General features: G+C 43.3%; 18 protein-coding genes and 1 tRNA gene. 2 read left to right on the top strand and 17 right to left on the bottom strand.

Annotated features, from left to right (window positions below; genetic code table 11):
- Positions 1 to 22 precede the first annotated feature (22 nt).
- Genes ACSYSK_RS08665 through ACSYSK_RS08685 form a run of 5 tightly spaced genes read right to left on the bottom strand, consistent with a single transcriptional unit; the run spans position 23 to position 3,910 of the window.
- Positions 23 to 1,024, bottom strand: a complete 1,002-nt coding sequence (locus tag ACSYSK_RS08665; protein ID WP_491714737.1) for a D-2-hydroxyacid dehydrogenase — start codon at positions 1,022 to 1,024, stop codon at positions 23 to 25.
- Positions 1,017 to 2,171 (bottom strand): aminotransferase class I/II-fold pyridoxal phosphate-dependent enzyme, encoded by a 1,155-nt coding sequence (locus ACSYSK_RS08670; RefSeq protein ID WP_491714738.1) that lies wholly within the window; start codon positions 2,169 to 2,171, stop codon positions 1,017 to 1,019. The genes ACSYSK_RS08665 and ACSYSK_RS08670 overlap by 8 nt, the downstream gene beginning before the upstream one ends.
- Positions 2,172 to 2,188: 17 nt before the next feature.
- Positions 2,189 to 2,872 carry an amino acid ABC transporter permease gene (locus ACSYSK_RS08675; protein WP_491714739.1) on the bottom strand — a complete coding sequence of 228 codons (684 nt, stop codon included), beginning with the start codon at positions 2,870 to 2,872 and terminating at the stop codon, positions 2,189 to 2,191.
- 18 nt (positions 2,873 to 2,890) lie between these two features.
- A complete protein-coding gene (locus ACSYSK_RS08680; RefSeq protein WP_491714740.1) occupies positions 2,891 to 3,712 on the bottom strand; it encodes a transporter substrate-binding domain-containing protein in 822 nt (273 codons plus the stop codon).
- Between the two features lie 24 nt (positions 3,713 to 3,736).
- Entirely contained in the window at positions 3,737 to 3,910 is a 174-nt protein-coding gene (locus ACSYSK_RS08685; RefSeq protein WP_491714741.1) for a hypothetical protein, read from the bottom strand.
- A 197-nt stretch (positions 3,911 to 4,107) separates the two neighbouring features.
- Between ACSYSK_RS08685 and ACSYSK_RS08690 the strand changes: the two genes are divergently transcribed.
- Positions 4,108 to 4,180: transfer RNA gene (locus ACSYSK_RS08690), tRNA-Lys, on the top strand.
- Between the two features lie 332 nt (positions 4,181 to 4,512).
- On the opposite strand, the gene gnd is transcribed toward ACSYSK_RS08690, so the two are convergent.
- Together gnd and ACSYSK_RS08700 are read right to left on the bottom strand one after the other, a co-directional pair.
- Positions 4,513 to 5,412 carry a phosphogluconate dehydrogenase (NAD(+)-dependent, decarboxylating) gene (gene gnd, locus ACSYSK_RS08695; protein WP_491714742.1) on the bottom strand — a complete coding sequence of 300 codons (900 nt, stop codon included), beginning with the start codon at positions 5,410 to 5,412 and terminating at the stop codon, positions 4,513 to 4,515.
- A 5-nt stretch (positions 5,413 to 5,417) separates the two neighbouring features.
- Entirely contained in the window at positions 5,418 to 6,965 is a 1,548-nt protein-coding gene (locus ACSYSK_RS08700) for a gluconokinase (protein WP_491714743.1), read from the bottom strand.
- A 135-nt stretch (positions 6,966 to 7,100) separates the two neighbouring features.
- On the opposite strand from ACSYSK_RS08700, the gene ACSYSK_RS08705 reads away from it, so the two are divergent.
- Complete coding sequence (locus ACSYSK_RS08705; RefSeq protein ID WP_491714744.1) at positions 7,101 to 7,946, top strand: MurR/RpiR family transcriptional regulator; 846 nt, start codon at positions 7,101 to 7,103, stop codon at positions 7,944 to 7,946.
- Here the strand turns inward: ACSYSK_RS08705 and ACSYSK_RS08710 are convergent.
- The 10 genes from ACSYSK_RS08710 to ACSYSK_RS08755 form a co-directional block, all read right to left on the bottom strand.
- Complete coding sequence (locus tag ACSYSK_RS08710; protein WP_491714745.1) at positions 7,921 to 10,530, bottom strand: family 78 glycoside hydrolase catalytic domain; 2,610 nt, start codon at positions 10,528 to 10,530, stop codon at positions 7,921 to 7,923. The genes ACSYSK_RS08705 and ACSYSK_RS08710 overlap by 26 nt on opposite strands.
- Positions 10,531 to 10,591: 61 nt before the next feature.
- Complete coding sequence (locus ACSYSK_RS08715; protein WP_491714746.1) at positions 10,592 to 11,932, bottom strand: MATE family efflux transporter; 1,341 nt, start codon at positions 11,930 to 11,932, stop codon at positions 10,592 to 10,594.
- A gap of 116 nt (positions 11,933 to 12,048) precedes the next feature.
- The gene (locus tag ACSYSK_RS08720) at positions 12,049 to 14,544 is read right to left on the bottom strand and encodes a glycoside hydrolase family 31 protein (RefSeq protein ID WP_491714747.1); all 2,496 of its coding nucleotides are present in this window, start codon (positions 14,542 to 14,544) and stop codon (positions 12,049 to 12,051) included.
- A 28-nt stretch (positions 14,545 to 14,572) separates the two neighbouring features.
- Positions 14,573 to 16,105: a glycoside hydrolase family 30 protein gene (locus ACSYSK_RS08725; protein WP_491714748.1), complete on the bottom strand. Its 1,533-nt coding sequence runs from the start codon at positions 16,103 to 16,105 to the stop codon at positions 14,573 to 14,575.
- 34 nt (positions 16,106 to 16,139) lie between these two features.
- The gene (locus ACSYSK_RS08730) at positions 16,140 to 17,567 is read right to left on the bottom strand and encodes an MFS transporter (RefSeq protein ID WP_491714749.1); all 1,428 of its coding nucleotides are present in this window, start codon (positions 17,565 to 17,567) and stop codon (positions 16,140 to 16,142) included.
- Between the two features lie 26 nt (positions 17,568 to 17,593).
- Positions 17,594 to 19,012, bottom strand: a complete 1,419-nt coding sequence (uxaC, locus tag ACSYSK_RS08735) for a glucuronate isomerase (protein ID WP_491714750.1) — start codon at positions 19,010 to 19,012, stop codon at positions 17,594 to 17,596.
- A gap of 428 nt (positions 19,013 to 19,440) precedes the next feature.
- A complete protein-coding gene (locus tag ACSYSK_RS08740) occupies positions 19,441 to 20,193 on the bottom strand; it encodes an IclR family transcriptional regulator (RefSeq protein ID WP_491714751.1) in 753 nt (250 codons plus the stop codon).
- A 158-nt stretch (positions 20,194 to 20,351) separates the two neighbouring features.
- Positions 20,352 to 21,167, bottom strand: a complete 816-nt coding sequence (gene kduD, locus ACSYSK_RS08745; RefSeq protein ID WP_491714752.1) for a 2-dehydro-3-deoxy-D-gluconate 5-dehydrogenase KduD — start codon at positions 21,165 to 21,167, stop codon at positions 20,352 to 20,354.
- 21 nt (positions 21,168 to 21,188) lie between these two features.
- Entirely contained in the window at positions 21,189 to 22,034 is an 846-nt protein-coding gene (gene kduI, locus ACSYSK_RS08750; RefSeq protein ID WP_491714753.1) for a 5-dehydro-4-deoxy-D-glucuronate isomerase, read from the bottom strand.
- Between the two features lie 126 nt (positions 22,035 to 22,160).
- On the bottom strand, positions 22,161 to 25,286 hold the full coding sequence (locus ACSYSK_RS08755) for an alpha-mannosidase (protein ID WP_491714754.1): 3,126 nt from the start codon (positions 25,284 to 25,286) through the stop codon (positions 22,161 to 22,163).
- Positions 25,287 to 25,297: the final 11 nt, after the last annotated feature.

A 25,297-nucleotide genomic window follows, 5' to 3' on the forward strand; every position in this document is an offset into this window, starting at 1 on the left:
ATTAAAAAAGAAGTTGGGAAAACTAACCCAACTTCTCAACCTCGTGACCGCTCCTTTGACCAGCAATCACCTTTAACGCGTCGGTCAGTGCGATCTCAACCATATTTTTCACGGCCACGTCGGTATCAAAACCAATATGAGGACTTAAAGTCACATTATCTAATGCCAATAGCTGTTCAATATATTTATTAGGCTGCTTCTTGCCAGTATAATTTTTACTAAAAATGCCCGCCTCGCCTTCTACCGTATCGATCCCTGCAGCAGCGATCTGGTGAGTCCGCAACGCAGTCAGTAAGGCCGGCGTATCGACGACCGCCCCGCGAGCAGCGTTGATAAAAATCGCACTGCTTTTCATTTGAGCAAAAGCCGCGGCGTTTATCAAATGTCTAGTCGTTTCCAATAATGGTGTGTGCACCGTAATAATGTCTGCTTGTTGGTAAACCGTCTGGTGGTCAGCGTAAGTTAAAACACTATTTAGCTCCGGACGATACACGAGATCGGCAGCAATTATCCGCGCACCTAACGCGTGAAAGACCCGAGCCACTTCGCTGCCAATTTTGCCGGCTCCAATGATTCCCACCGTCAACTGGTGAATTTCGCGGGCTTGCAGCCCCGTCCAGCTAAAATCTCCTCGTTTTTCCCGAATCGCCGTCTTGTTTAAATGACGCAACAGCCACATCGTGTGGGCTAAAACTAATTCTGCGACCGAACGCGGCGAGTAAGCGGGCACGTTGGTAATCGTCAACTCGTTTTTACGAGCTAAGTCAAAATCAATAATATCATAGCCCGTCGTCCGTAAAGAGATCTGCTTGATCCCTAGTTCGTGCAAACGCGGATAGACTGCTGGCGCGAGCGGATCATCTTGTTGTAATAAAATGCCATCGTAGCCCGCCGCTTGTTGGACGCTAGTCGGCGTTAACTCTTCTTGATTGGTTGTTAACTGCACGTCGGAATGACTTTTTTGCCATGCCGTAACGACTGGTTGCTCGTCGTCCATAATATTATATAGTAATAATTTAGTCATTGTTTACTCCTATCTGTAATGTCTGCAAACCTTGAACTGCTAACTTTAATTGTGCCAATGGTTGAGTAGCCGCGATGCGGATAAAACCCTTGCCTGCCGTACCAAACGCCTGGCCGGGGATCACCAAGATCCGTTTTTGTTGTAATAAGTATTCGCTAAATGCCACATCATCCATGCCGGTCTGAGTAATGTCGGCAAAGAGATAAAAACTACCATAAACGGGCATCATTTTAAGCCACGAGATCTTTCCTAGCTCACTAGCTAAATAATCCAGCCGCGCCGCAAAGGTTTGCTGTAAGGCAGGGGTCAGCTCGTTTAAATGTTTTAGCCCGTAAACTCCCGCCCACTGCGCGATCGTCGGTGCCGTGTAACAGACACTTTCGTTAAATAATCCCGCCGCCGCGATGACTTCTTTTGGTCCTAACAAATAACCACACCGCGCTCCGGTCATCGCTAAAATTTTAGATAACGAACCGACGACTAGCGTTCGTTCCGGTGCCAAACTCGCCAGCGAAATAAAATCGTGAGCGCCAAACACATACGGCCAGTAAACTTCATCCGCCAGTAGATACAAGTCGTTTTCCCGCGCCAATTCCACGAGCTCCCGTAACACGCTGAGATCATAGACCGCGCCCGTTGGGTTATTGGGACTATTGACGATGATCGCCTTGGTTTTAGGAGTGATTGCTTTTATTAGGTCTTCTTTTTGCGGTTGAAAATCATGTTCTGCACGGCAAGCAACTATCACTGGTTTACCGCCCAGCGCTTCCACTTGGTCGGGATACGGCGAAAAATACGGTGCTAACACTATGACCTCGTCTCCTGGATCCAGCAAAACTCCTAGCGCTAAATACAGCGCGTGACTGGCCCCGACTGTCGCACGCACGTTTGCCAGCTGGTAGTGTTGGTGAAAAACGGATTCGTGTAAGTCAACGACCGCCTGCAAAAATTCTGGTTGGCCGTCAGAGGCCGTGTAATGCGTTTTGTGCGCCTGTAACGCAGCGATTGCCGCGTCGATCACCGGTTGCGGGGTCGCCACGTCCGGGTCCCCCAACGACAAATCGACTATATTATTCATCAGCGCCGCACTCCGCCCAATTTCTGCCATCAAGTTACGCGCTGGGTGCTGCCATTTTTTAGCTAACATTGATCTTTTCCTCCATCCTAACTACGCTGCCCTGCCTTATTGAAATTTAACTCCACCAAATGTAACAGATTGGCAATGATCGTCGTTAACACCCAGTAGATCACCGCGGCCACCAGCAGCGGTGGAATAAAGTTATACAGCGTGCCGCCGACTCCTAGTGCTTGTGCCGTCACTTCTTGGACTCCGATGTAAAATAGCACCGACGACTCCTTGATCAGCGTTACAAATTCGTTTCCGAGTGCCGGCAAAATATTGCGCACCGCCTGGGGTAAGACGATCAAAAACAAGGTCTGATGACTACTCAATCCTAACGATAGTCCTGCTTCTGTTTGTCCCACAGCGACCGAATCGATTCCCGCCCGAAAAATTTCCGACGTGTAGGCCGCGGAATTGAGTCCTAAAGCAAGCGACCCGGGAATGATCCGGTCTAACCCAGAGCCTAAAACCTGGATCTGGGGAAGCTGCAGTCCCTTAGATAAAGCGTAGTAGATCAGCATGACTTGGATCATCGACGGTGTGCCTCTCACCACCGACACGTAGATTTTTCCCAAATAATGCAAGACCCGCACTTTGGAACGTTCCAGCAACACGATCACCAGTCCTAAAATTACCCCTAATAAAATACCGACAATAGAGATGATGATCGTTAGTCCGGTCCCCTGTAAAAACAAGCCGTAATAGTGCTTCATAAAACCAAACATTCCGTTGCCTCCTTACAGTTAGTTGCTTTGATCTTGCAACTGCCGTGCTTGTTGTAACAATTTATCCATTTCGCCACTCTTTTGCAGTTGTTTGATCACCTGATCGACTTTAGCTGCCAATTTTTTATCGGCGGGCCGAAACGCAACGTTAACGTCCCCTTCACTCTTAGGTGTCTGCAATTTGATCGGTGAGATTGCGTAATTTTGTGGCTGCTTATGGACGTAATTACGAGCTACCTCTTTATCCATCACGACGCCAGCGATCTTGCCTTCCTTTAATTCCGTCGTTAGTCCCGTCTCCACGGACTCACTGACTAAATGAGTCCCTGGCAGTTGCGCTTTAGCGACCGTCTCTTGACTGGTAGACTGCTGCGCACCGACGGTTTGCCCTTTTAGTGCTTCTTTGGTAGTGTACTTATTTTCGTTAACCTTATTCACTAATAGTTGACTTTTATTTTCATAGTATGGCGCGGAAAAACGTACCACTTTTTTTCTTTGTGTGGTCGAAACCATTCCTGCCATTACCATATCGACTTTATTATTTTTCAGTTCTGAAATTAGTGACGGGAATTCGATGTTGACTACCTTTAACTTCACCCCTAACTTATCCGCAATTTTATGTGCCAGTAAAATATCGAAACCTACGATCTGCTTTTTACCGTTTTGAACGATCGGAAATTCAAACGGGGGATAATCGGCGGAAGTTCCCAGTACCAACGTTTTTTTATCTTGAATCTTGGTAACACTATTGTCAGTATCCTTATGAGCACAACCCGTCATGACTAACATCAACAGTGCGACTAACGCTATTCCAAACAGTGATTTTTTATTTTTAAGCATTGTAAGACTTCCTTTCATTAATAACTAACTCAGTTGCTGAGCGAACTGTGCCAATAATTCAAGATCTTGGTGCAACCTTTGTTCTTCAAAAGCATGGCCCATCCTAAACGCATGCTCCACGCCAAACGTTTGTCCCGGCACGATCAGCGTTCCCGTCGTAGCCAGCCACGCTAATAATTTTTTCGTTTTGATCATCATTAGCCTTCTCTCTAATATTTTTAATGAACTTATCATAATGCATTTTATTGCATTAATCAACAGATAAATCGAATTTTTATACATAATTTTGCAAAAAATAACCAGACAGATCGATACAAACCGAATAACAAATTTTTCTTTAAAAAAAACTTGCACTTTGAGTTAATTACTGCTATGATATTTATCGTTAGTGTTACGGGTGGCTAGCTCAGCTGGCAGAGCAACGGACTCTTAATCCGTGGGTCCAGGGTTCGAACCCCTGGCCACCCATCAGAGAATAGCAAAAGGACTGGAACAAAAATTGTTCCAGTCCTTTTTTTATTTTCCGTAAATAATAGATTTAATCGCGTTCGTCAAGCTTGGTTACGCAGCCGCTTACGTTTAACTACGCAATCCAACCAAGTCCAGTTCAACTCGGCCGTCTTGCTAGGTTAATCCTCAGCGACTAATCACCAGCTTCCACAGCTTTCATAATTGCGCTCCACCAAGCAGCAGGTTGTGCCTAACTACGCTTCAAAGTAAAACCAAGTTCAGGTTTTATTTGCAGCTAGGTTAGTGCTCACCTACTAACCGGTCTGTTCCGCAGTTTGTTTTTCGCATCTTTATTTTTTCGGGTCCATCGCGTGGCCGCCAAAACCGTTACGTAATTCGGATACTACCTTACCCGTCATCGTGTCGTCTTCTTCCGAACGGTAACGCATCATCAATGCACTGCTGATCACCGGCGTCGGCACGTGCAATTTGATTGCTTCTTCTACCGTCCAAGCACCCTCGCCGGAAGAATGCATCACACCCTTGACCTCGTCCAAATTGGCGTCCTTACTAAAAGCAGCCTGTGCTAATTCCATCAACCAGCCCCGCACTACCGAGCCGTGATTCCACACCTTAGCGACCGCTTCGTTATTGTAATCAAACTGGCTTTTTTGCAAAACTTCAAAGCCCTCGCCAATTGCTTGCATCATGCCGTATTCGATCCCGTTATGTACCATTTTCAAAAAGTGACCCGAGCCAACTTCTCCGGTATACAAATAGCCGTCCGGCGCCGCAATCTTTTGAAATAGCGGTTCGACTTTAGCAAATACTTCTTTAGGGCCGCCGATCATAAAATTACCGCCGTTACGAGCACCAGACATGCCACCCGATGTGCCGGAATCTAAGAAATTGATTTTTTTAGCCGTTAATTTAGCGGAGTGCCGTAACGAATCACGGTAGTAAGAATTGCCGCCGTCGATCACGATGTCATCTGCTGCCAGCAAATCGGCCAACGCAGTGATCGTCGAATCGGTTGGGTCTCCTGCTGGTACCATCACCCACAACAAACGCGGCTGTGGCAAAGCAGCTACTAACTGTGCCAGGTCTGCAGCGGTTTTAGCACCGACAGCTGCGGCCTTTTTGCGTGCTTCTTCATTAACGTCAAATGCCGTCACTTCAACGTTGTGATCTAACATATTTTGCAATAAATTAATTCCCATTTTACCTAAACCAATTAAGCCTAATTGCATTTTTATCATTCACCTTTCTGAGTTAACTGCGCGTGTTCGTGCTGAAAACGCGCGATTTTTTCGTATTCCGGTGCTAATTGTTGTGTCAAACTATTGTATAGGGGCAGTAATTCTTGGTAAACTGCCACGCTTTGGGGGTGTGGTTGATAATTTTGCGTCGGGCCCAGTAATTCGCACGCAACGTTCAAATCCGCACTCATTTCCACGGCCTTCATCCCCACAACTGCCGCACCCAAACAAGAGGCTTCAAAAGCCTGGGGGATCATGACGGGCTTAGCGAAAATATCTGCCAACAGCTGGCACCAAAATTGCGAACGCGCAAAACCGCCGGCCGCCATAATTTTTTCCGGAGTACCAACTACCTGTTCTAGTGCCGTTAAGACCGCCGCTAAATTATAAACGATCCCTTCGAGAACCGCGCGCACCATGTGTGCTCTAGTATGCAACTGCGTCAGTCCAAAAAACGAACCACGCGCGTTTGCATCCCATAGTGGCGCCCTTTCACCACCCAAGTAGGGATGAAATATCAATCCGGCGGCACCAGCCGGCACGGTTGCCGCGATCCGAGTCAATAATTCGTAAGGATCGACTTGCAGTAATTTAGCGGTACTTTTCTCGGATTCCAATAAATTATCGCGCGCCCACTTTAGCACCACGCCGCCGTTATTGACCGGAGCTCCGACCACAAAATGGTGGTAATCAAGCGCATAACAAAAGATGCGTTCCGCCGGATCGATCACCGGCTGAGTCGTCATTACCCGCACGGCACCCGAAGTTCCGATCGTGACTGCAACCGTCGTTTTTTCCAGCGCCGCCACACCGACATTGGCCAGTGCACCATCAAAGGCCCCCTGAACAAATGTCATCGTCGCTGGACAGCCTGTTTCTCGCACGTACTGCTCTTTTAACCCGCTAAACTGCGTGTATGCATCGACAACTGGGGGTAACTGTTCGGCGCTAATTCCCGCTAATTGCAATAATTCCGGGTCCCACCGTAAATCGAAGATATTGTATAACCCGGTTCCACTGGCAACCGAAACATCCATCTGCCACTTGCCAAATAAGCGGTAACAAACATACTCTTTGATGCCGCAATAATAAGCAGCCTGCCGGTAGATCGCCGGACGTTTCTTTTTGAGCCATAAGATCTTACACAGTAACGACATCGGGTGCAACGGAGTCCCCGTTTTAGCGTAAATTTCATGGCCTCTTGCTGTCCGTTTTAAAGCGGCGGCAACATCTACAGCCCGCGTATCGGCCCAGGTCAACACCTTAGTCAGTGGATGATAATTTCGGTCCAGCGCTATCAAACTCTGATTAGCGCTGGAAAAAGAAACACACTGTAACTCACTGGGAGCAACTTTAGTCATCATTTCTTTTAACACCGCGACTACGGCCGTCAAAATCAGTTCCTGATCTTCCTGAGCCTTGCCACTAGCGTCTCGTTCCATCGGGTAACCCTGACTCGTTTGGGCAATGATCCGTCCTCGTTGTTCGTACAACACGGCTTTAGTGCTAGTAGTACCGATGTCTATGCCGAGCACACATTGCACTACTACCTCATCTCCTTTCTTTTATGAAAAAAACAATCATCAAAATAACTAAAATAGTGACTTACTTTTACATTTATATTATAATTTATCCCAGTAACATTGCAAGCATGAATTTATTAACCAAAGGAGCACAACATGGAAAGCTTAATCAGTGAACGGATCAAACACGAATACCCGCAAATGGGCGCCAGCAGTCAGCGACTCGCCCGTTACATCAACGCCCACCCGCAAAAAATCACCAGCCAAACCTTGACTCAACTAGCGAACAATAGTGGCGTTTCAAGTGCCACCGTTTCTCGTTTTGCCAAAGAGATGGGTTACAGTAACTTTTCCCAGTTCAAGTGGGCGTTGAACCAACAAAGTCAGTTAGATCATAAAGTTGGCGCTCAGATCACACCTACTGATACTCCGACAAGCGTTGCCCAAAAAGTACTGGCCGCCAACATTGAAACGCTCCAAGCAACGTTTTCTTTGCTCGAGCAAAACGCACTGGTCAAAGCCCGTGATCTGCTGGTCCACGCTCACAGTCTGGCTTTCTTTGGCATGGGTGGCTCCAACATCGTTGCCCTCGACGCTTATCACCGTTTTTTGCGGATCCCGCTACCCGTTTTGTACAATTCAGAATATCATTTATCGTTAATGCAAGCTGCCAAGCTGACTAAAAAAGACTGCGCGCTCGTAATTTCTCATACCGGAAACGACCAAGACACGCTGCTGCTCGCACGCACCCTGCACAAACAAGGGGTACCAGTGATCGTGATCACCAGTACCCCTAAATCGCCGCTTACTAATTACGGCGCCGTTTGTTTCTTTTCCATTTCCAAAAAACCTAGCCTGTACTCCAAGGCATTTTTGTCGATGACTTCCCAACTGGCCATCACAGAATGTTTGTACATGCTAACAGCACAATACTTTGGCATTACTGCCGATCAAGTTTTTGATGAATTACAAACAACTATTGATCAACGACACCAACAATAATAGCATCACCAGGAGTTAGCCATATCTTTTGCTCACTTACCATCTTTGCGGTACCTGTTACCTTAACTCGAGCAACAGGAACACTAAGTTGCCCTTGAGTATTAGGCGGAACATTGATCTTAAGTATTATCTGTTGGTTAACTTGATAATCTAATGTAATAATTCCCTTAGGTGTCGGTACCTTAGCGTGAATCATTTTCAAATCACCCGGATGTAAATTAATGTTAAATGTACCAAATCCCGCTGTTCTAGGTTGAACCCCTAAAACTCCCTGAATAAGAGTTAATCCAGGTACCGCTCCCCACGGATGGGACAGAGTCAAATTTGGTTTATAGTAATTACTCCAAGCTTCCGGTGTGATCGTTGCCTGCAAATTATTTAAAACTGCGGCAAACGTCTTTTGATTGACGGCATCATCCGGAGCGGTTAACAAGTCCAAGGCTTTTTCAGCATGGCCTGAATTGATCAAGCCCCTTAAAATAAAATAACTAAAATAAATGCTACCTATAAATTTGCCATTGTTAGCAACAAACTCACTCAACTGATCTGCCATTTCCTGATTAACATCAACTTGGTAGCACAAGGCATAAGCGGAAGAATGGTGAGAGCAATGACGATTAAGCGAGCCATCAGCATTTATTGAATCAAAAAACCTTCCTTGCTGGTCGTCATACAGTTTTGAAACTAAAGTATTACGAATTATATTGGAACGCGTTTGGTAAAAGTGTGCGTCTTTTTTGTAGTTGAGTACAGACGCAATGCGAGCCATTATCTGGTAAACACCAACATAAATAGCATTAAATGGCGTATTATACTTTCCCTCCACGAATCCATCCCTTTCCCTAACCGGCCAATCAACCAAACCAATTCCAGAAACCAAACCTACTCGTGGATCGAAGTTATCCGTACCACTAGGCCCTCGTAAAAATTTTTTCTTTAAAACTTGATAACGTTCCTGGAATAGAGATAAATCCCCCGTATACATATAATCCGTCCATGCCATCTCCACGTTAAATAATTTGTAGTCTTCGGGCCAAGTAGGATTATCTAACAACCAGTCGATAGAGTGGCGCGCTAATGCATAGTGTGACGAAACACTATAACTCGTATTAGCATTAACTAGTAAGTCCCCCTCATAAGGCAAGCGTTCCCGGGCCTGAGAATCAACATATACGTCTTGATTAGTAGCTTCGATGGTATATTTGGACAGCTCGTATTCTCGATTAAGTAATTCGTTATCCGAAACAAACATTCCTTCATCTTCGATAAATGGTTGTCGCAGATGCCATCCTTGAATATCTTCTGCTGCGATCTGGCCCACAAAGCCTTTAAGCTCAACGTACCTGAAATTTTTCATTTGCAGCGTTGCAAAATGATTTTCGCCCTTAACCAAAGTCCACTTTTCGACATAATCTGGACCACAAGCTAAATGGTGTCGCACCGTCCCATCAGCATTTAACTGTTCCCCACAATAAACGATAACTTCTTGTTGTACTGTACTCTTTAATGACACTTTCAGGCTGCCTATTATTTCTCGCCCTAAATCAACTACAATGTCATTAGCTGCTATCCTAGTAAGCCGTTGCGCTTCCACCGCAAAACGGTAACTATTTTCCGCAGGATAAGCAGCAAGTATCTCCGTTTTCAAGTCAATGAGCGGTAAATTATTAACAACTGCCGGTCGCCAATAATTATCGTCAAAATTAATTTGTTGCCAGCCTTGAGGATAAAACCTCATATCCACATTTTCCGCGGGCATTTCAAAATATAAGCTCCGGATCTTAGAGTTAAAATCACCGTAGGCACTAGTAGCATCCAATGCTTTCCAATTTTTATCTGTAGCTAAAATTCGTTTGATACTACCGGTACTGCGATAAACGGTAACAAACAGATAAAAAGCCCTTTTGGCGCCCGCTGCCGTAGCTTTAACTGAAATAACATTATCATCTTCTATTTTATCCGTAACATCATACGAATTATAAAAAATTTGTGTTTTCCCCGAACCATGATAATTAGGGCGCGGGCGTGCCGAGCCGCAGCCACTACTTCGACCGTTCAGAAAAATATCAAATGACTGCGACAAAGTTTTTTCGTTTCCTCGAGCAAGCGCAGTAATTATTACCCGCTCGCCAGCTTGAATATTAACTTTGAAGTGTGGACTCCTTAGAAAAACTATATTTCCCAATGCGGGTAACTGTCCCGTAATGGTATCTATTGCAGGAGCCCAAATTTCCCTAACATCAGTCATGGTATCTTGAGTAAATTCCGTAATAAACATTTGTGCCATAGCAAACTCACTAATTATTTCATTTTGATCTTTGATTTGAACACTCCAAAAATAAAGCATTCCCGGCTCCAGATTATTCAATTCCGGTATTTCAACAGCTGTACTCTGCTCCGTTTTAATCCAGCCTGAATCAAAGAAATACTTATTTTCTTGCAAATTTTGCTTACTAGTAGCGATTACCAAATGAAATTCTGTTTGAAAACTTGTTCCATTAATACGCCAACTAAATCGAGGAGTTTGTCCCACGGAAAAACAAAATTCCTTGAGATTGACTAATAAATGATCGATCGTCACCATGTTTTCACCTTCCTTGATAAAAAATTAAAACTATCCTTAATTCTGACCTACCTTCTCAATTTTAAGTAAGACTCGTTTTCAAGCGCGAGAAAACTAATTTGAGCATCACCATACAATAAATCAAAGCTAGCAGCCAAGCTAACGGATTAGAAAAACAGATAGCCGTATAACCCAAAACTGTTAGGGCTCCTAGCGCTCCAACAACTCGTCCTAACAGTTCACCTACCCCTGAAAGGATCGCTAATAAACTATGCCCTAATCCCTGCAAAGTGTACCTCATGATCATCAATAAACCGTGTAAAATAAAGAAAAAACTAATTGTTAATAAGTATTGTGTGGCTAGAGTCAAGATTTTATTTTGTGTACTGCCCAACACAGCTACCAACAATGGACGGTGCAAAACTAAAATCACCAACAAGGCTAATAACGAGTAACTAATCTGAATCCATGATCCCTGTATAACTCCTTTTTTTACTCGTACGATTTGACCCGCGCCATAATTTTGGGCTACATAAGTTGCCATGGCCGCTCCAACACTTTCCATGGGTAACGTAAATAACTGACGAACTTTTTCAGCTCCCGCTTGAGCCGCAATAATATCCGTTCCCAAAGAATTGATAGCCACCTGCATAATCAAAGCTCCCAGAGCCGAAAAACTATATTCGATCGCCATCGGGATCCCAATCAGCAACATTTCTTTCATATGCATAAAATTAATGATTTTAGTAGATAACTTAACCCTAATTTTTAACGAATAAAATAACCAAGAAACACATAATACTCCACTAAATAGTTCACTTAATAAAGTTGCCCAAGCTGCCCCTGCTATTCCGAAATTAAATTTACCCATTAAAATTAAGTCTAAAATGATATTTAATACCAATGAAATGATCAGAAAATATAGCGGATGACGCGCATCACCGTATGATCTAACCACATTAGCGGCAAAATTATACAAAATATTAGCTGGTAATCCCAAAAAAGAAACCCACACAAACGAGTACGCAATTGGCATAATTGTACTTGGCGTCCGCAGCAACATTAAAATTTTAGTACACAAAAATAGTAAAAGTGGTGTCAAAATTACCGCTAGCATTAAGCACAAAATTGCGTTGTTGAATAGGTAAGACTTACTTTGACTTTGATCTTTTTCACCAATACTTTGCGCCAGCGGAATACAAAAACCTAAGCAGCAAGATTGTAAAGATCCCAATATCAAAAAATTCAACGGATAATAGATACCAATCGCAGCTACACCAGTAACTCCCACAAAATGGGCTACCAAAACCGTATCCACTAAATTATACAGTTGTTGTAATAAAGAACCACCGATGATCGGTAAGGAAAATAGTAGTAACTTTTTTAACGGACTACCATTAGTTAAATCATATTTTGTCTCCATCAATTCCTCCCCAATTAATGTTTACTTAAAAAGCGAAGAAATAAGAATTTATCCTACTCCTTCGCCTAGTAAAACTCAGTTCAACTAACAAAATCAATGATTACCATTCATAAAAACTAAATGGATATTAAATCTTTGACTTTGAAATTCAGTTCAATTTGGTAGTCTTTTTTATTTACTTGCTGATATTTAATCAACGCCATTTTACTTTGACCATCATAAAACCAACCATTATCGGTCTGAGTAAACTGTTCTTCGTTCAGGTAATGAGTTAACTGTTTTCCAGCGACCACGATTTGAGCCGGAGCCACTTGCGGACAGATCACTTTGACTTCCAGCGCCTTAACTCGACTATGAAATGTACCTTGCCGCTGCATTGCGATGCTAACACCATCGTCAGCAGGCGTCACGGTAATGTCCGTACTCAAGCTAACTCCATTTTGATAGTCATTAGTCACCCCATCATCTTCATACAAAGAAAAACGGCTCTTAACCGAAGGCTCTACCACCAACTGTAATTTTTCAATTGGCTGGTTATGAATATTGGTCAGCCCCGGACTCTCAGGAATGATCGCTCCAGCACGTAAAAACATTGGAATACTTGCTAGCGTTACTTCTTTGGTGATCGTTTGTCCGCCAGCGTAGTATTTTTGTTCTGCCAAATCAAACCAATTCGTTCCCTGCGGCAGGTAAATTTCTTTTTCCGTTACTCCCTTTTCTAACACATTAGCAACCAACAAAGATGGCCCTAGCATAAATTCAAAACTTTCTTCGTACACGTTAGGATCATTTTGAAATTCATAAACCAACGGACGCATCAGCGGTGAACCCTTGACCGCCGCTTCGTGTAGCAGCGAATAAAAATACGGGACCAGCTGGTAACGCAATTTAATGGCAGCGCTAATGTAAGGTACATACTTTTTATACATCCATGGTTCCGTCACCGTATTGTCAGTGTTGGAAGAATGGATCGAAAAACGTGGTTGAAAGATCCCGTTTTGCACCCACCGAACGAATAGCTCCGGTTCTGGAGCCGGGCCGTCAAAACCACCAATATCGCAACCTTGATTGGCAACTCCTGATAATCCCATTCCTAAAATCGTCGGCACGTTGTATTTTAAGTTCTTCCAACTAGTACGGTTATCTCCCGCCCAAGTCTGCGCGTACCTTTGGATCCCCGCGAAACCCGCGCGGTTAGTCACGTACGGCCTAATATTAGGGGCACTTTCATGAAACGCTTGTCTGGCCACTTTGGCCATCAAAGTTGACATGTAAGGTTTGACCGCGTTAATTGGTAAGTGATTGCCCTCGGCAAAAGCAATTGCCTGATCGTCATTTAATTCATACTCGTTATTATCGTTCCAAATAGCAGTGATTCCCTTGGAAAGTAAAGAGTCGATCACGTGTTTTTTCCACTGCTGCCTGCCCGCTTCACTGGTGAAATCGACAAAATAAGCAGGGCCACCCCAGAATTGATCAACGGCCGGTTTACCATCAGGCATTTTGACGTACGCATCACCTTGCAAAAAATCGTCATCTGCTGGATTAGTCAACAGCATTCCAGGTTTGATATTCGGTGATAACAACACACCCCGTTTTTTCAGTTCGCTCACAAATTTCTCCGGATCAGGGAACCTTTTTTTGTTCCAGTTAAAAACGTACCTTTTACCGTCTTGTTCCCCGGAAGTATAGCCGGATGATAAAAAGAAACCGTCACAGGGAATCTCATATTTCTTGCAGGTATCGACAAACCCTAAGATTGCATCATCAGCATGTTCGTCTAATTCCGTGTAATACATCGTCGAACCCATGTAGCCCAAAGACGTCATCGGTGCCAGCGCAGTTTTGCCAGTCAGATCTGTATAGTGTTCTACCACGTCGGCAATAGTCGGGCCACCAATAAAGAAGAAGTCGATATCTCCACCATCGGTTTGGAAGTAACTGTATCTCTTCCAGTAATTACTGTGCTCGGCGTCCATGTCAAAGACCGAATCATACGAATTATTATAAAATATGCCCGAAACAATATTAGTTTTACCGTTAAAATCGATATAAAATGGGATCATTTTATACAGCGGGTCGGTTTGCGTCGCGTCCCACCCCAAAGAGTCGGTATTATGCATCCTCATCCGCCGCTTGTATTTATTCAACTTGCCCGACTTCTCACCAAAACCGTAAAAGTAATTATCGTCTCCCATTTTGGAATAATGATAACTTCTTCCCAGTCCGTCTTGCATAAACGAACGCTTAGCTAAGTCTTCGTGTAAGATCTCACCTTTTTTGTCGCTGATCCTAAATACGAATGGATCGCTTTGAATAAACAAATCATATTTAGGACCACTAATAATGTAATCAGGGCCTTCTTTTTGCAGCTTTGCGGCTACCGGCTCGACTTTAGTTCGTTCATCGCTTAGCAGGTCATCCGCCTGATCATCCCACGCAGTTTTGACCAACGCGTAAGATAATTCCGGCGCAAATTTCTGCGCAAATGTACTACGGATCCGAATAATATTTTGATCTAAAAAATAGATTTGAAATTGCGCGCCGTCAGTTTGAACCGCAAAAAAGGAACCACACTTTTTGACGTCTAACACTTTACTACTTTTCTTCACTTACTACCTAACATCCTTTCACTTTTGCCTAATAATTATTAGCTGGTGTTGGATCTAACGGAAAATCATCGTCAGCACAAGCGGCCGTAGTGTTAAGTGCATGTGCGGCCTTTTTCACCGTTACCGTTCCCCACGCCGGAACTTCGACGACTTGCCACTGCTCACCCATGCCGTTGATCGTTACGGCGACCTTAAGTGGCTGTCCCGTCGGGTTATACAATTGAGCTGCAATTGAACCATCGGTGCCCAAAAACGCTACTGAACCCAAACTACCGTTAACACCATCGACGGTATAATTAGATGACTCGATCAATTTAGCACCCAAACTGACGTCTTGCCCGAAGTTCCTTAGCATGTAATATTCCAAATTACGCTTCACTTTTCCAGTGTGGTGGTCAATAGTGATCACTCCACGCCGTCCAGTAGAATCAGCCGCGTTAGGTAAACCGCGCTCGTCTAATGCTAAATTCCAAAGAGTGATCATGCTCAATCCATTTCTAACGAGAAAATTACCGATCGTACCAAACATAATGTGTGAGGCGTCTTCAGGAGTTTCCAGCATCATACACCTGCGTTCAGTCATCGCCATCTTCCAGTGAGAAAATTGACGGTTGGCGTTAAATAAATTAGTATATGGTACCTGATACGTGTGTAAGGCTAACCCCGAGATATTAGCAGCTTGTTGCGCCGTTACCTGCTCACTGATTGGTTTAGTCAAAGCATGTAAACTATCGTCGTTAATAAAGATCCGGGTAGCAGGAAAACTGCGGTCTAAAGCATAACGCAAATACTGACTCGCAAATTCCGCCTGTTGACTTAATGTCCAGATCATTGCAGGCCAATGGGCGGCATTCGAGGGTTCATTTTGTACCGTTACCCCATAGATTGGGATCCCGTATTTCTGATACTCTGCTATATATTTGACAAAGTAATTAGCGTACACCGCTTCAAACGTATCTCGGTGCTGCTCATAGCCATTACCCGTATACTCGCCAAAACGCAAGTGCCCGCCAAACGCCAAGTGACCCGTATTTTTCATCCAAGCTGGTGCCGACCACGGAGAAGAAATCACCTTGACTGCCGGATTGATCCGCAAAATTTCTTGCACAACGGGAATGATGTATTTCAAATCCTTAGTTGCATCAGCAGCACCGGGCGTGCCCGTACCAACCGAAAATTTAGCCAAATCATTATCGTGTTCTCCAAACGGAAGGTCGTCGTAGGTATAATATTCCTGACTGGAAAAATCACAAGAACCTAGCGGCAAACGAATCACGGAAAAACCACCCTGATCAGGAGCAAACAATTCGTGTAAGATCTTGCTTCTTTGATCACTGTCCATGACTTTCCATAACAGATAAGCGGTCGAATCCGTGATAGCCGCACCCACGCCGATCCAATCTTGCTTTTTTAATGTCGGATCGATCACCACTTTAATAGCATCCTTAATATCCGCAGTCAAAGCAGGTGTCTTAAGTTGTGTTCGTTTCTGTTTGAGGTCACCGGAAGTGGCCGTCCAAAATTCATGGCTATATAAAGAAGCAGTTTCATTTTCACGCATTCAATTATCTCCTTTAAAACAAAAACACCAACGACTAATCTTTATCTTCTACTGATTGATGGCGTTCACCTAAGACAGCAGCATTCTTGTTAACTCTATCTTTATTTAACGGGTAAAGTAACAACAAGATAATCCCAGCCAAAGCCAAAGTAACTGTCGGAACGCCCGTTGCTAAGTGGTAGATACTGTTTACAACTTGGGTGGTTTGCTGATTACCACCAGTAGTTGAAGAAACGTATCCGATAGCGGTCAGCATAAAGCCGCCAAAGCCACCGGCAATCGCCTGGGCTAACTTCCGGGCAAAGGAATTTACCCCATAAACGACCCCGTCTTCACGAGTGCCAGTCAATACTTCATGGTCATCGATCACGTCGGTAATGAAGGCCCAGACCATTAAATTGAACACCCCAGCACCTAAACTACCAAAAAACTGCAACGTCAAGAAGAAGTACATATTATGAGTATGGGTAACAAACAAAGTGCCGTACAAAATAGCACCGATAAAGAAGGCTACGACCGAGCTTTCCTTTCTCCCAAATTTTTTGGTCATCCAAGTTCCAAACGGTGCTAACAAAATCACGGTAGCAAAGTTAAAGATCAAAGAGATCGACATCCCGGTTTTATTCATAAAATAATCATTGAATAGGTACGATAGCAAAGTTCCCGATAAATTCTGATTGACCACAACGATCAAATCAACTATGACTAAAATAATTAGCGCTTTATTTTTTATCAAACCGATAAACAAACTCTTCAACGGTACCTTTTCGGATTTTTCGGTCCGAATTCTTTCTGTAGTCAAATGAGTCGTTAATTCATAGCAAATGTATGCCAAAATTGCGCAGACAAATACGACAGTTAAAAATCTATTTCCCGAAATTACTTGAGAAGAACCAACGTAAATAAATAGCGGAATAATATAACTAGTTATCGCACTTCCCAACGCCGAACCAACGGAACGGAAAGTAGAAAGAGAAGTTTTGTTATTAGGATCAGCGCTGATTGCTGAAGCCATAGAGCCGTAAGGAATGTTAACGGTCGAATAAAAAATTCCCCAGCAAAGGTAAATTACAAAAACGTAAACAATCCTCATAGACAAAGAAAAGTTTTTCACGTACGGAATAAATAGTAAAACAAATGCGATCAATAACGGGTATTGCATCCTGCGAATCCATGGTTTGAAACGTCCGTCTTTGTGCAACTTACTGTTATCGACCAACCTACCAACTATGATATCCGTAAACGCATCGACAAACCGCGCGATCACGAACAAAACACCGACTATCGCGCCAGATAAACCCAGCACGTTGGTGAAAAAGATCATTAAAAATGAATTGACAACGTTAAACGAAAAATTGTTACCAATATCACCAAACATGTAACCTATTTTATCTTTAATGTTAAAAGGTTCGCCGTTAAAGCTTAACGTTTTTTGATTAGTATCAGAACTATTATCTGTCAAAATATCACTCCCTTAAATATCAGCCACTAGTTTAAAAAGCCAAAATAATTTTTAGCGTTATTGTATGAAATGTCCTCGACGATCTGTCCCAAGTAGTCATAATCATCTGGTACTTGGCCACGTTGCACCCATTCGCCAATCAGATTGCACAATACCCGCCGGAAATATTCATGCCGTGGGTACGACAAGAAGCTACGAGAATCGGTCAACATCCCCACAAAATTAGCCAACAAACTCTGTTGTGCCATAATAGTCAGTTGATTAGTCATCCCTTCACGAGTATCGTTAAACCACCAAGCACAACCAAGCTGCATTTTTTGCGTGCCACCTTCATAAAAGGCTCCCATTCCCGTTGCTAATTGCATCCAGTCATTAGGATTCAACGAATACAAGATAGTTTTAGGAATGCCATCTTCATTTTGCATATCTGATAATAAATTCATCATATGGGCCGCAATATCGGCTTGCGTACCCATCGAATCAAAACCAGAATCGGCACCGATTTTAGCAAACATCGGCCGGTTAGGGTTACGTAAGGCATTAATGTGGAACTGCATCGTCCAGTCAAACTTCTTGTTCAGCCGCATTAATTCCTCAACCACACCCGTTGTATAGGCGTCAACGTCATGTGGCGTTAGCTTTTCGTTGTTAATTCCCTTAGCGATGATCTCATCCAGTTGCTTTTCATCTACCTTAACGAAATGGAAAGTATTCAAGCCGTGATCTGATAATTTACCACCATGTTCGGAGAAAAATGCAAACCGCTGTTCTAAAGCAGCTGCCAAACTAGCAAAATCATGAATATCTACACCTGCTGCCTCACCCAGTGTATGTAAATACTCACCGTATGAATCAGCAGCAACTGCTAACACCTTGTCAGGACGCATTGCAGGTAATACTTTAAAACCATTTTCCTGCTCATCTTGTGCGATCAATTCATGATAATGTAGGTCAGAAGCGGGATCGTCGGTAGTACATACCACTTTGACATTGGAATTTTTGATCAGACTGCGCGGTTTAAAGTCCGGGGTAGCCAGATCCTGATTAGCTTTATCCCAGATCCGCCGCACGCTCTTGCTGGTCAAAGGCTCGGTGATGCCAAAGAAACGCTGTAGTTCCAAATGAGTCCACTCGTACAAGGGATTACCGATTGCTTTTTCAATCGTTTTAGCCCATGCGACCATTTTGTCGTAATCATCACCGTCACCAGTGATCAGTTCTTCGGGTACACCATTGGCACGCATTTGCCGCCACTTATAGTGATCACCCACGCTACCATCGTTGATCCAGATCCTAGTTAAGTTAGCGTAATTTCTATTTTCATAAATTTCCTTAGGGTCTAAATGGCAATGAAAATCGATGATCGGCATCTTAGCGGCATGTTCATGAAATAATTTCTTACTCGGTTCGTTCGTTAATAAAAAATCTTTGTTTAATAAGGTCATGTAAAATTTCCTCCTCAGCATTTAACGAAAAAATCACAAAAATACTTCACTACTTTTGTGACTGCTATCACTTGTTAATTAATCATTGATATATTAGTATACTTAAAACCGATTACATCGTAGCTCAAAAAAAACAACAAGTCAATTAAAAATCGTTTTATTTTCTTATTGATTGCGTTTTCATTTAAAAATAGTAAATTTTATTAACACGTAGTAAATTATCGTTTTTGCAGTGCATAATAAAAAATATTCATTGTTATAGTTTTAATTTGTTCTTTATAGTTAGCGCTTACTTTTGCAAACAAAAAGAGGAGCTGGGACAAAACTTCGTCTTGTTCCAGCTCCATTTTGGTTTTCCGTAAATAATAGACTGATCGTGCTGTAAAAAATAGCTTGCTCCTCAGTTGCTAATCAGCTTGACTCACAGCTTATAACTTTTTAACTATTTCCTTTTGTGTTTTCTGCCCCGCACTGATGAACAATGACAATGACTGCTCATCCACCCGATACCGCGGTGCACTGATACTCATTGTTCCGTACACGTGCCCATTTTTAACTAAGGCAAAACCGACACAGACTACTCCTACTTGATTTTCCTCTTTTTCTACCGCGTATCCTTCTTGCCGGACCTGCTCTAAGTCCGCCATCAATGCTTCTTTAGTAGTCAGCGTATTTTTAGTTAACGGCTCCAGTGTAGTCTTGGACAAATAAGCTGCCAACCGCGCTTGATCATAAGTCGCTAAGATCGATTTTCCCATCGCCGACGTATACATCGGCATCGTCCCACCGATCCGCGAATCAAGTTTGATACTATGCGGGCTTTCCAACTTATTCAATAAGACGACTTGGTCGCGCTCGATGATCCCCAAATTGACCGTCTCCTGCGTTAGGTCGCGCAACTGTCCTAACGCTGTCTGCGCTACCAGATTGATCATATGCGTTAACGAGACCTTGTCGGCATAACGTAAAAAAATTGTCCCTAGATAATACCGCTTATTCGTTGGATCACAGACTACATAACCGCAATATTCCAGCGTCTTTAAGATCTTTAACACGGTCGGCTTCGAGGCTGCCACGTGTAAGCTGATCTCCTTTAAACTCGGCGACGTTGTTGCTTTGGCGATAAAATCCAAGATCTCTTTAGCTTTCAGTAGGACTGTCCCGTACAAAGTCGTTGTCAAATTTCCACCACATTTCTTTTTAAAAATTGTATCACTTTTCAAAAAGAAAAACACAAAAGAGCCAAGGACAAACCAATTTTGTCCTCAGCTCCTTGTGTTTTTCTTAATTGTGCTGCACAAGGCAATGATCTAGCCCAACGCCTTGGTTCGCAGCCTAATTATCTGACCAAATATCCTCCATCAACAGCTAACACATGCCCATTGACGTAGTCTGCCGCTTTACTTGCTAAAAAGACTGCGACTCCCATCAGTTCATGCGGCTCAGCCCAGTGTCCGGCCGGGATCCGCGCTAAGATCTCATCATTACGATCCTTTTGTGCCCTGATCGGTGCGGTATTTGCCGTTTTAATATATCCTGGTGCGATCGCATTGACCTGGATATTATAAGCCCCTAGTTCGCTGGCAAACGACTTAGTCAAACCGGCTACCCCGTGTTTTGATGCCGTATATGACGGGATGAATTTCCCACCTTGGAATGACAACATCGAGCCAATATTGATGATCTTACCAGATTTTTGCTTAGCGAACTCTTTAGCCGCTGCCATCGACATGTGATAGACTGCGTTCAAATTAATATTGATCACCGCGTCCCAGTCGGAATCTTTCGACTCCAACAAAGGATTACGCCGGATCATCCCGGCATTATTAACTAAGATATCGATATGACCGAAGGTCTGTAATGCCTGCGCGATCACTTTTGCCGGCACGCCTTCTTTAGTTAAGTCTACCTGCATAAATTCGACCTTGCGACCCCTCTTTTCGATCAATTTACGCGTTTCGTCCCACTCCGTTTGATCAAATGTTGGAATAAAAACGTCTGCGCCGGCTTCGGCAAATGCCACTGCGTAGCCTTGACCCAAACCAGTATTACCACCCGTAACGATCGCTACTTTACCAGTTAGATCGAAAAAACTCATTTTAAACGTATCTAGTGCTTCTTCATTAGCCTTAATTTCTGCTTGTGATTGTGCCATTATAGTTCCCCCTCTAATTTACTAACGTAAGTCATGCATCTTGATCTCATCCATATCATCGTAAGTCTGGTTTTCACCACACATTGCCCAAATGAACGCATAACTTTCGGTCCCAACACCACAGTGAACTGAAAAACTAGGATTAACCACGGCTTGTTCCGGCTCTAACCAAATATGCTTAGTATTGTTAGGCGTGCCCATGATGTGTAATACCCGGGTGTCCGGTGAAGCAAATTCACAATAAAAGTAAGCTTCCATCCGCCGTGCGTGGGTATGAGCTGGCATCGTATTCCACGAATTTCCTGGCTCTAAAACCGTATAACCCATTTGTAACTGACAAGTCTGCATCTGCGAAGCATCGATGTACTTATGGATCGTCCGCTTATTCATGTGTAACTGATCGCCCTTAGGCATCGATAATGAATCGGCGTAAGGCAATTTCTTGGACGGATAAGCTCGGTGAGCGGGCGTCGAAACTACGTAAAACTTAGCTGGCTTTTGCGCATCATCCGATTCAAAAACTACGTGCTCCGTACCCATACTGATGTAATAGCCATCATGGGTCACGATGTGATCTTTTTTACCGTCGATCGTAACGCTACCGGCACCTCCAATATTGATGAAGCCCATTTCACGCCGTTGTAAGAAATATTCGACTCCGAGTTCTTTAGCTAATTTAATTTCTAAGGGAGCCGTGGTGGGCATTACGCCACCAAAGATCATCCGGTCATTGTAGGTATAAGTCAAATTGATGTCGCCGGGACTGAAGATCTTTCCCGATAAAAACTCTTGGCGCATCTGATCAGTATTGTAATGATCGATGTCCGCCGGACTGTGCGCGTACCTAATATCCATGTCAAAGCTCATGTTACTACCTCCATTTTATTTCTGATAAAGAAACTAAGTTTCTTTTAAATACAAGTAAAGTATAAGTCATTCGTTTAAGTGTTACAAGTGTTTCCTTAAACAAATGACTTACTGAAATATTAGTTTCTAGCGTTCAAACAGCAATGTTTTGATTTCATACGGCGTGAATTTCACGTTGACGGACTGGTCCGCAGTTAATTCATATTCTTGGTCGGTACTTTCTTCTAATAAATTAACTTCTTTGACTCCTTTGATCTTAAATTTCGGACATAAATTAATGCTTTCCTTACCCCCAGCATATTCATGTAGCCGAACTACGATATCATTACTATCTTCTGCTTTCTTAACGGCATCGACAAAAATACTGTCAGAATCAGAAACGGCAAAAATATCGTTCACATCAATTTTATTTAACACCGTTAGTGGATCATTTAACATCCAAGCGGCCTTCTCGACTTCTCCGCTCACAAAGTCCCCTTGATGTGGCAACAAACTATAGGTAAATTCGTGGGTACCAACGTCCGCTGTCTTATCGGGGCTAATACTGCCTGTCAACAAAGAGATACTCATTTTATTTTCAAAAATGTCATAGCCATACTTGCTTTCGTTTAACAAAGCAACGCCGTAGCCGTGTTCCGCCAAATCTGCCCATTGGTGGCCCACCGTTTCGAACTTAGCCATATTCCAACTGTTATTCCAGTTAGTAGGGCGCTTGACGTTGCCGTATTGGATCTGATAGGTCGCTTCAGTGGCCCGGATATCCGTGTAAAATGAAGCCTTCAAGATCCGTTGGCGTTCGTGCCAATCGACTCTAGTCTTAAAATCGATCCGTCTTTGCTGGTTGTAAACTATCATATTTTGCACTAATTGTGAGTGACCAAACTGGTAAGTAAAACGAATAACGGTACAGATTTCTCCACGTTTTACTACCTCAATTTTTTGTGCCTTTAATTCCTGTTTCTTTTCCTTGTAGGAAATATCTAAGTTCCACGCATCGTATTCCCGTGGCCGGTCCTCAAAAATTTCTAAAACATTGCCACGTTGATCAGGAGCTAAAACTTGCCGTTTATTTTGTTTATCAAAGATCTCCGTCAGTTGACCCTGCGCATTCCATTTAATGCGGTAAAATTGGTTTTCTACCGCGTCGGCGGTCAGCTCGACACCAACAGTAGTTTCCTCAGTCCTAGTGCCAGCGATAAACTTAATATTTTGTTTGCCAAATGCTGCTATTGTCGGAGTAGCTACCAAATAGTTACCAGCTACCCTTTGACTGGTCAGTTCATTACCCTGATCATCGACAAATATCCCGTCTTCAGGCTCGGAGATCAGCGCAATATCTTTTCTGTTCCAAGCGGTCGTGTTCACCAGCGAATACTCGTCTTTACTGCTACCAAAGTGTTCTTCCAATTGCTTTGTTAATTCAGCCAGCGTTGTATATACTTGGTCGTAATCTTTCTGACTGTCTTCGTAGACTTCGTGAATTGCAGACCCAGGAATAATATCGTGAAATTGGTTTTTCAGCAATAATTTCCACGACTCTGCTAATTTTTCTGTCGGGTAATGCCAATTCGAGTCTTGTAACAACGCCAAAACTTCCAGTAACTCGACTTTTCTTAATAAAATTTCAATCTTTCGGTTATTTTTCTTATTGGCGGCGTGGCCCGTGTAAGTTGCACGGTGATATTCAAAGTACAACTCGCCGTCCCAAGTGTGCACGTATTGTCCCTTTTGCTGAGCAGTATCAATATTAGCGTGTAATTTCTTAAAATACTCGCCCGTCGTGTTCGTCGTGATCTTAGGTAATCCCGGCAGCTGATTGATAGCTCGAATATTTTCTATCATGTCACGGGTCGTACCGCCACCGCCATCGCCGTAACCATATGCTAACAGTAAATCTGAATTAACATCTTTATCCTGATAACTGCTGTAGATCCCCTTGACCGTTTCGGGGGTGATCACGCCATTGTAAGTGTAGTAAAATGGCCCTTTGCTATCATTCGGGTCTGGCGTAGTAATAAAATGAGTCAGTATTTTAGAACCGTCCATTCCTTGCCAGTAAAAAGTATCGTGTGGCATTCTATTGTATTCATTCCAACTTAGTTTAGTCGTCATAAACGTATCGATACCGGCTTTTTGCAAGATTTGCGGCAAAGCCCATGAGTAACCAAAAACATCCGGTAACCATAATGTATGAGACCTTTTCCCAAATTCTTGTTGAAAAAACCGGATCCCGTACAGTAATTGTCTAACTAACGCTTCGCCAGAAGAAATATTGCAATCGGCTTCTACCCACATTGCACCTTCAGCATCCCAACGTCCCTGGGCAACTCGTTGTTTGATCTGCCGGTAAATTTCGGGATAGTCGTCTTTGATATATTGATACAGCTGTGGAGTAGAAGCTAAGAAAGTGTATTCCGGATACTTTTCCATCAAGCGTAAAACTGTACTAAAAGACCTAGCACCCTTTTCTTTAGTGTGTTTGATCCGCCATAACCACGCTAGATCAATATGTGTGTGTCCAATACCGTTAACTGTATACTGGGGCTTACTTCCTTTTTGTTCGTTAAGCTGTTGTTCTAAATTGGCTTTAGCTTGATAGCATGATTCGTAAAATTGTTCAGAGCCCGGATCCGACCAGTCGATCTCCCTTAAAGACAGGTCTAAATCATTCAGCAACGTAACCCGCTGCGGATCATCTGGCGCTAACAATCCAACAGTTTCGATCCCATTTTTGACTAAATAATAAAGCTGATCAACTTTTTCATCTATAGCAGCAAGGTCTGCCACTTTAAAAATGTGTAACATTGGATCTGCACTGTCACCTTTTCGTCCGGGCAATCCCGTCCACATTTTTAGTGCCAACTGAATCGTTTTGCCGTGATGTTCCGGCCTTAAAAATACTTCTTGGTGGTGCCCGTCAACTCCTTGATACATCTCACCGTCAATGTAGAGTAAAGCTTCGATGCCCGTGTGTTTCAAATTTCCTAGCAATCCTAAATCAAGTAATAAGACCTGCTCATTATCACTATTGGGCACGGCCACATTTGTCGTTAGCCAAAAATATTTATTGATCCCGCTCCAAATTTTTCCCAGCGAAACGTCTTCCCAGTTCTCGCTATCATCAGGAAGCTGATTGCCTGCCTGAGCAGAAACTTCCAAGCACTTCCAATCAGAAATCGGTTTGCGGGTAACGTACCTACTTGCAGCTAGATCAGCCGCAATTTTTTGAATCTTTTCAACCCTAAAAAACATCCTGACCCTCC

It is taken from the genome of Ligilactobacillus sp. ESL1201, assembly GCF_058503265.1.

Coding starts and splice junctions, on each gene's coding strand:
- ACSYSK_RS08710 (WP_491714745.1), bottom strand. CDS start 10,530: ATGGTGACGATCGATCATTTATTAGTCAATCTCAAGGAATTTTGTTTT.
- ACSYSK_RS08715 (WP_491714746.1), bottom strand. CDS start 11,932: ATGGAGACAAAATATGATTTAACTAATGGTAGTCCGTTAAAAAAGTTA.
- kduI (WP_491714753.1), bottom strand. CDS start 22,034: ATGAGCTTTGACATGGATATTAGGTACGCGCACAGTCCGGCGGACATC.
- ACSYSK_RS08675 (WP_491714739.1), bottom strand. CDS start 2,872: ATGTTTGGTTTTATGAAGCACTATTACGGCTTGTTTTTACAGGGGACC.
- ACSYSK_RS08755 (WP_491714754.1), bottom strand. CDS start 25,286: ATGTTTTTTAGGGTTGAAAAGATTCAAAAAATTGCGGCTGATCTAGCT.
- ACSYSK_RS08665 (WP_491714737.1), bottom strand. CDS start 1,024: ATGACTAAATTATTACTATATAATATTATGGACGACGAGCAACCAGTC.
- ACSYSK_RS08685 (WP_491714741.1), bottom strand. CDS start 3,910: ATGATGATCAAAACGAAAAAATTATTAGCGTGGCTGGCTACGACGGGA.
- ACSYSK_RS08725 (WP_491714748.1), bottom strand. CDS start 16,105: ATGCGTGAAAATGAAACTGCTTCTTTATATAGCCATGAATTTTGGACG.
- ACSYSK_RS08680 (WP_491714740.1), bottom strand. CDS start 3,712: ATGCTTAAAAATAAAAAATCACTGTTTGGAATAGCGTTAGTCGCACTG.
- ACSYSK_RS08670 (WP_491714738.1), bottom strand. CDS start 2,171: ATGTTAGCTAAAAAATGGCAGCACCCAGCGCGTAACTTGATGGCAGAA.
- uxaC (WP_491714750.1), bottom strand. CDS start 19,012: ATGACCTTATTAAACAAAGATTTTTTATTAACGAACGAACCGAGTAAG.
- ACSYSK_RS08705 (WP_491714744.1), top strand. CDS start 7,101: ATGGAAAGCTTAATCAGTGAACGGATCAAACACGAATACCCGCAAATG.
- kduD (WP_491714752.1), bottom strand. CDS start 21,167: ATGGCACAATCACAAGCAGAAATTAAGGCTAATGAAGAAGCACTAGAT.
- gnd (WP_491714742.1), bottom strand. CDS start 5,412: ATGCAATTAGGCTTAATTGGTTTAGGTAAAATGGGAATTAATTTATTG.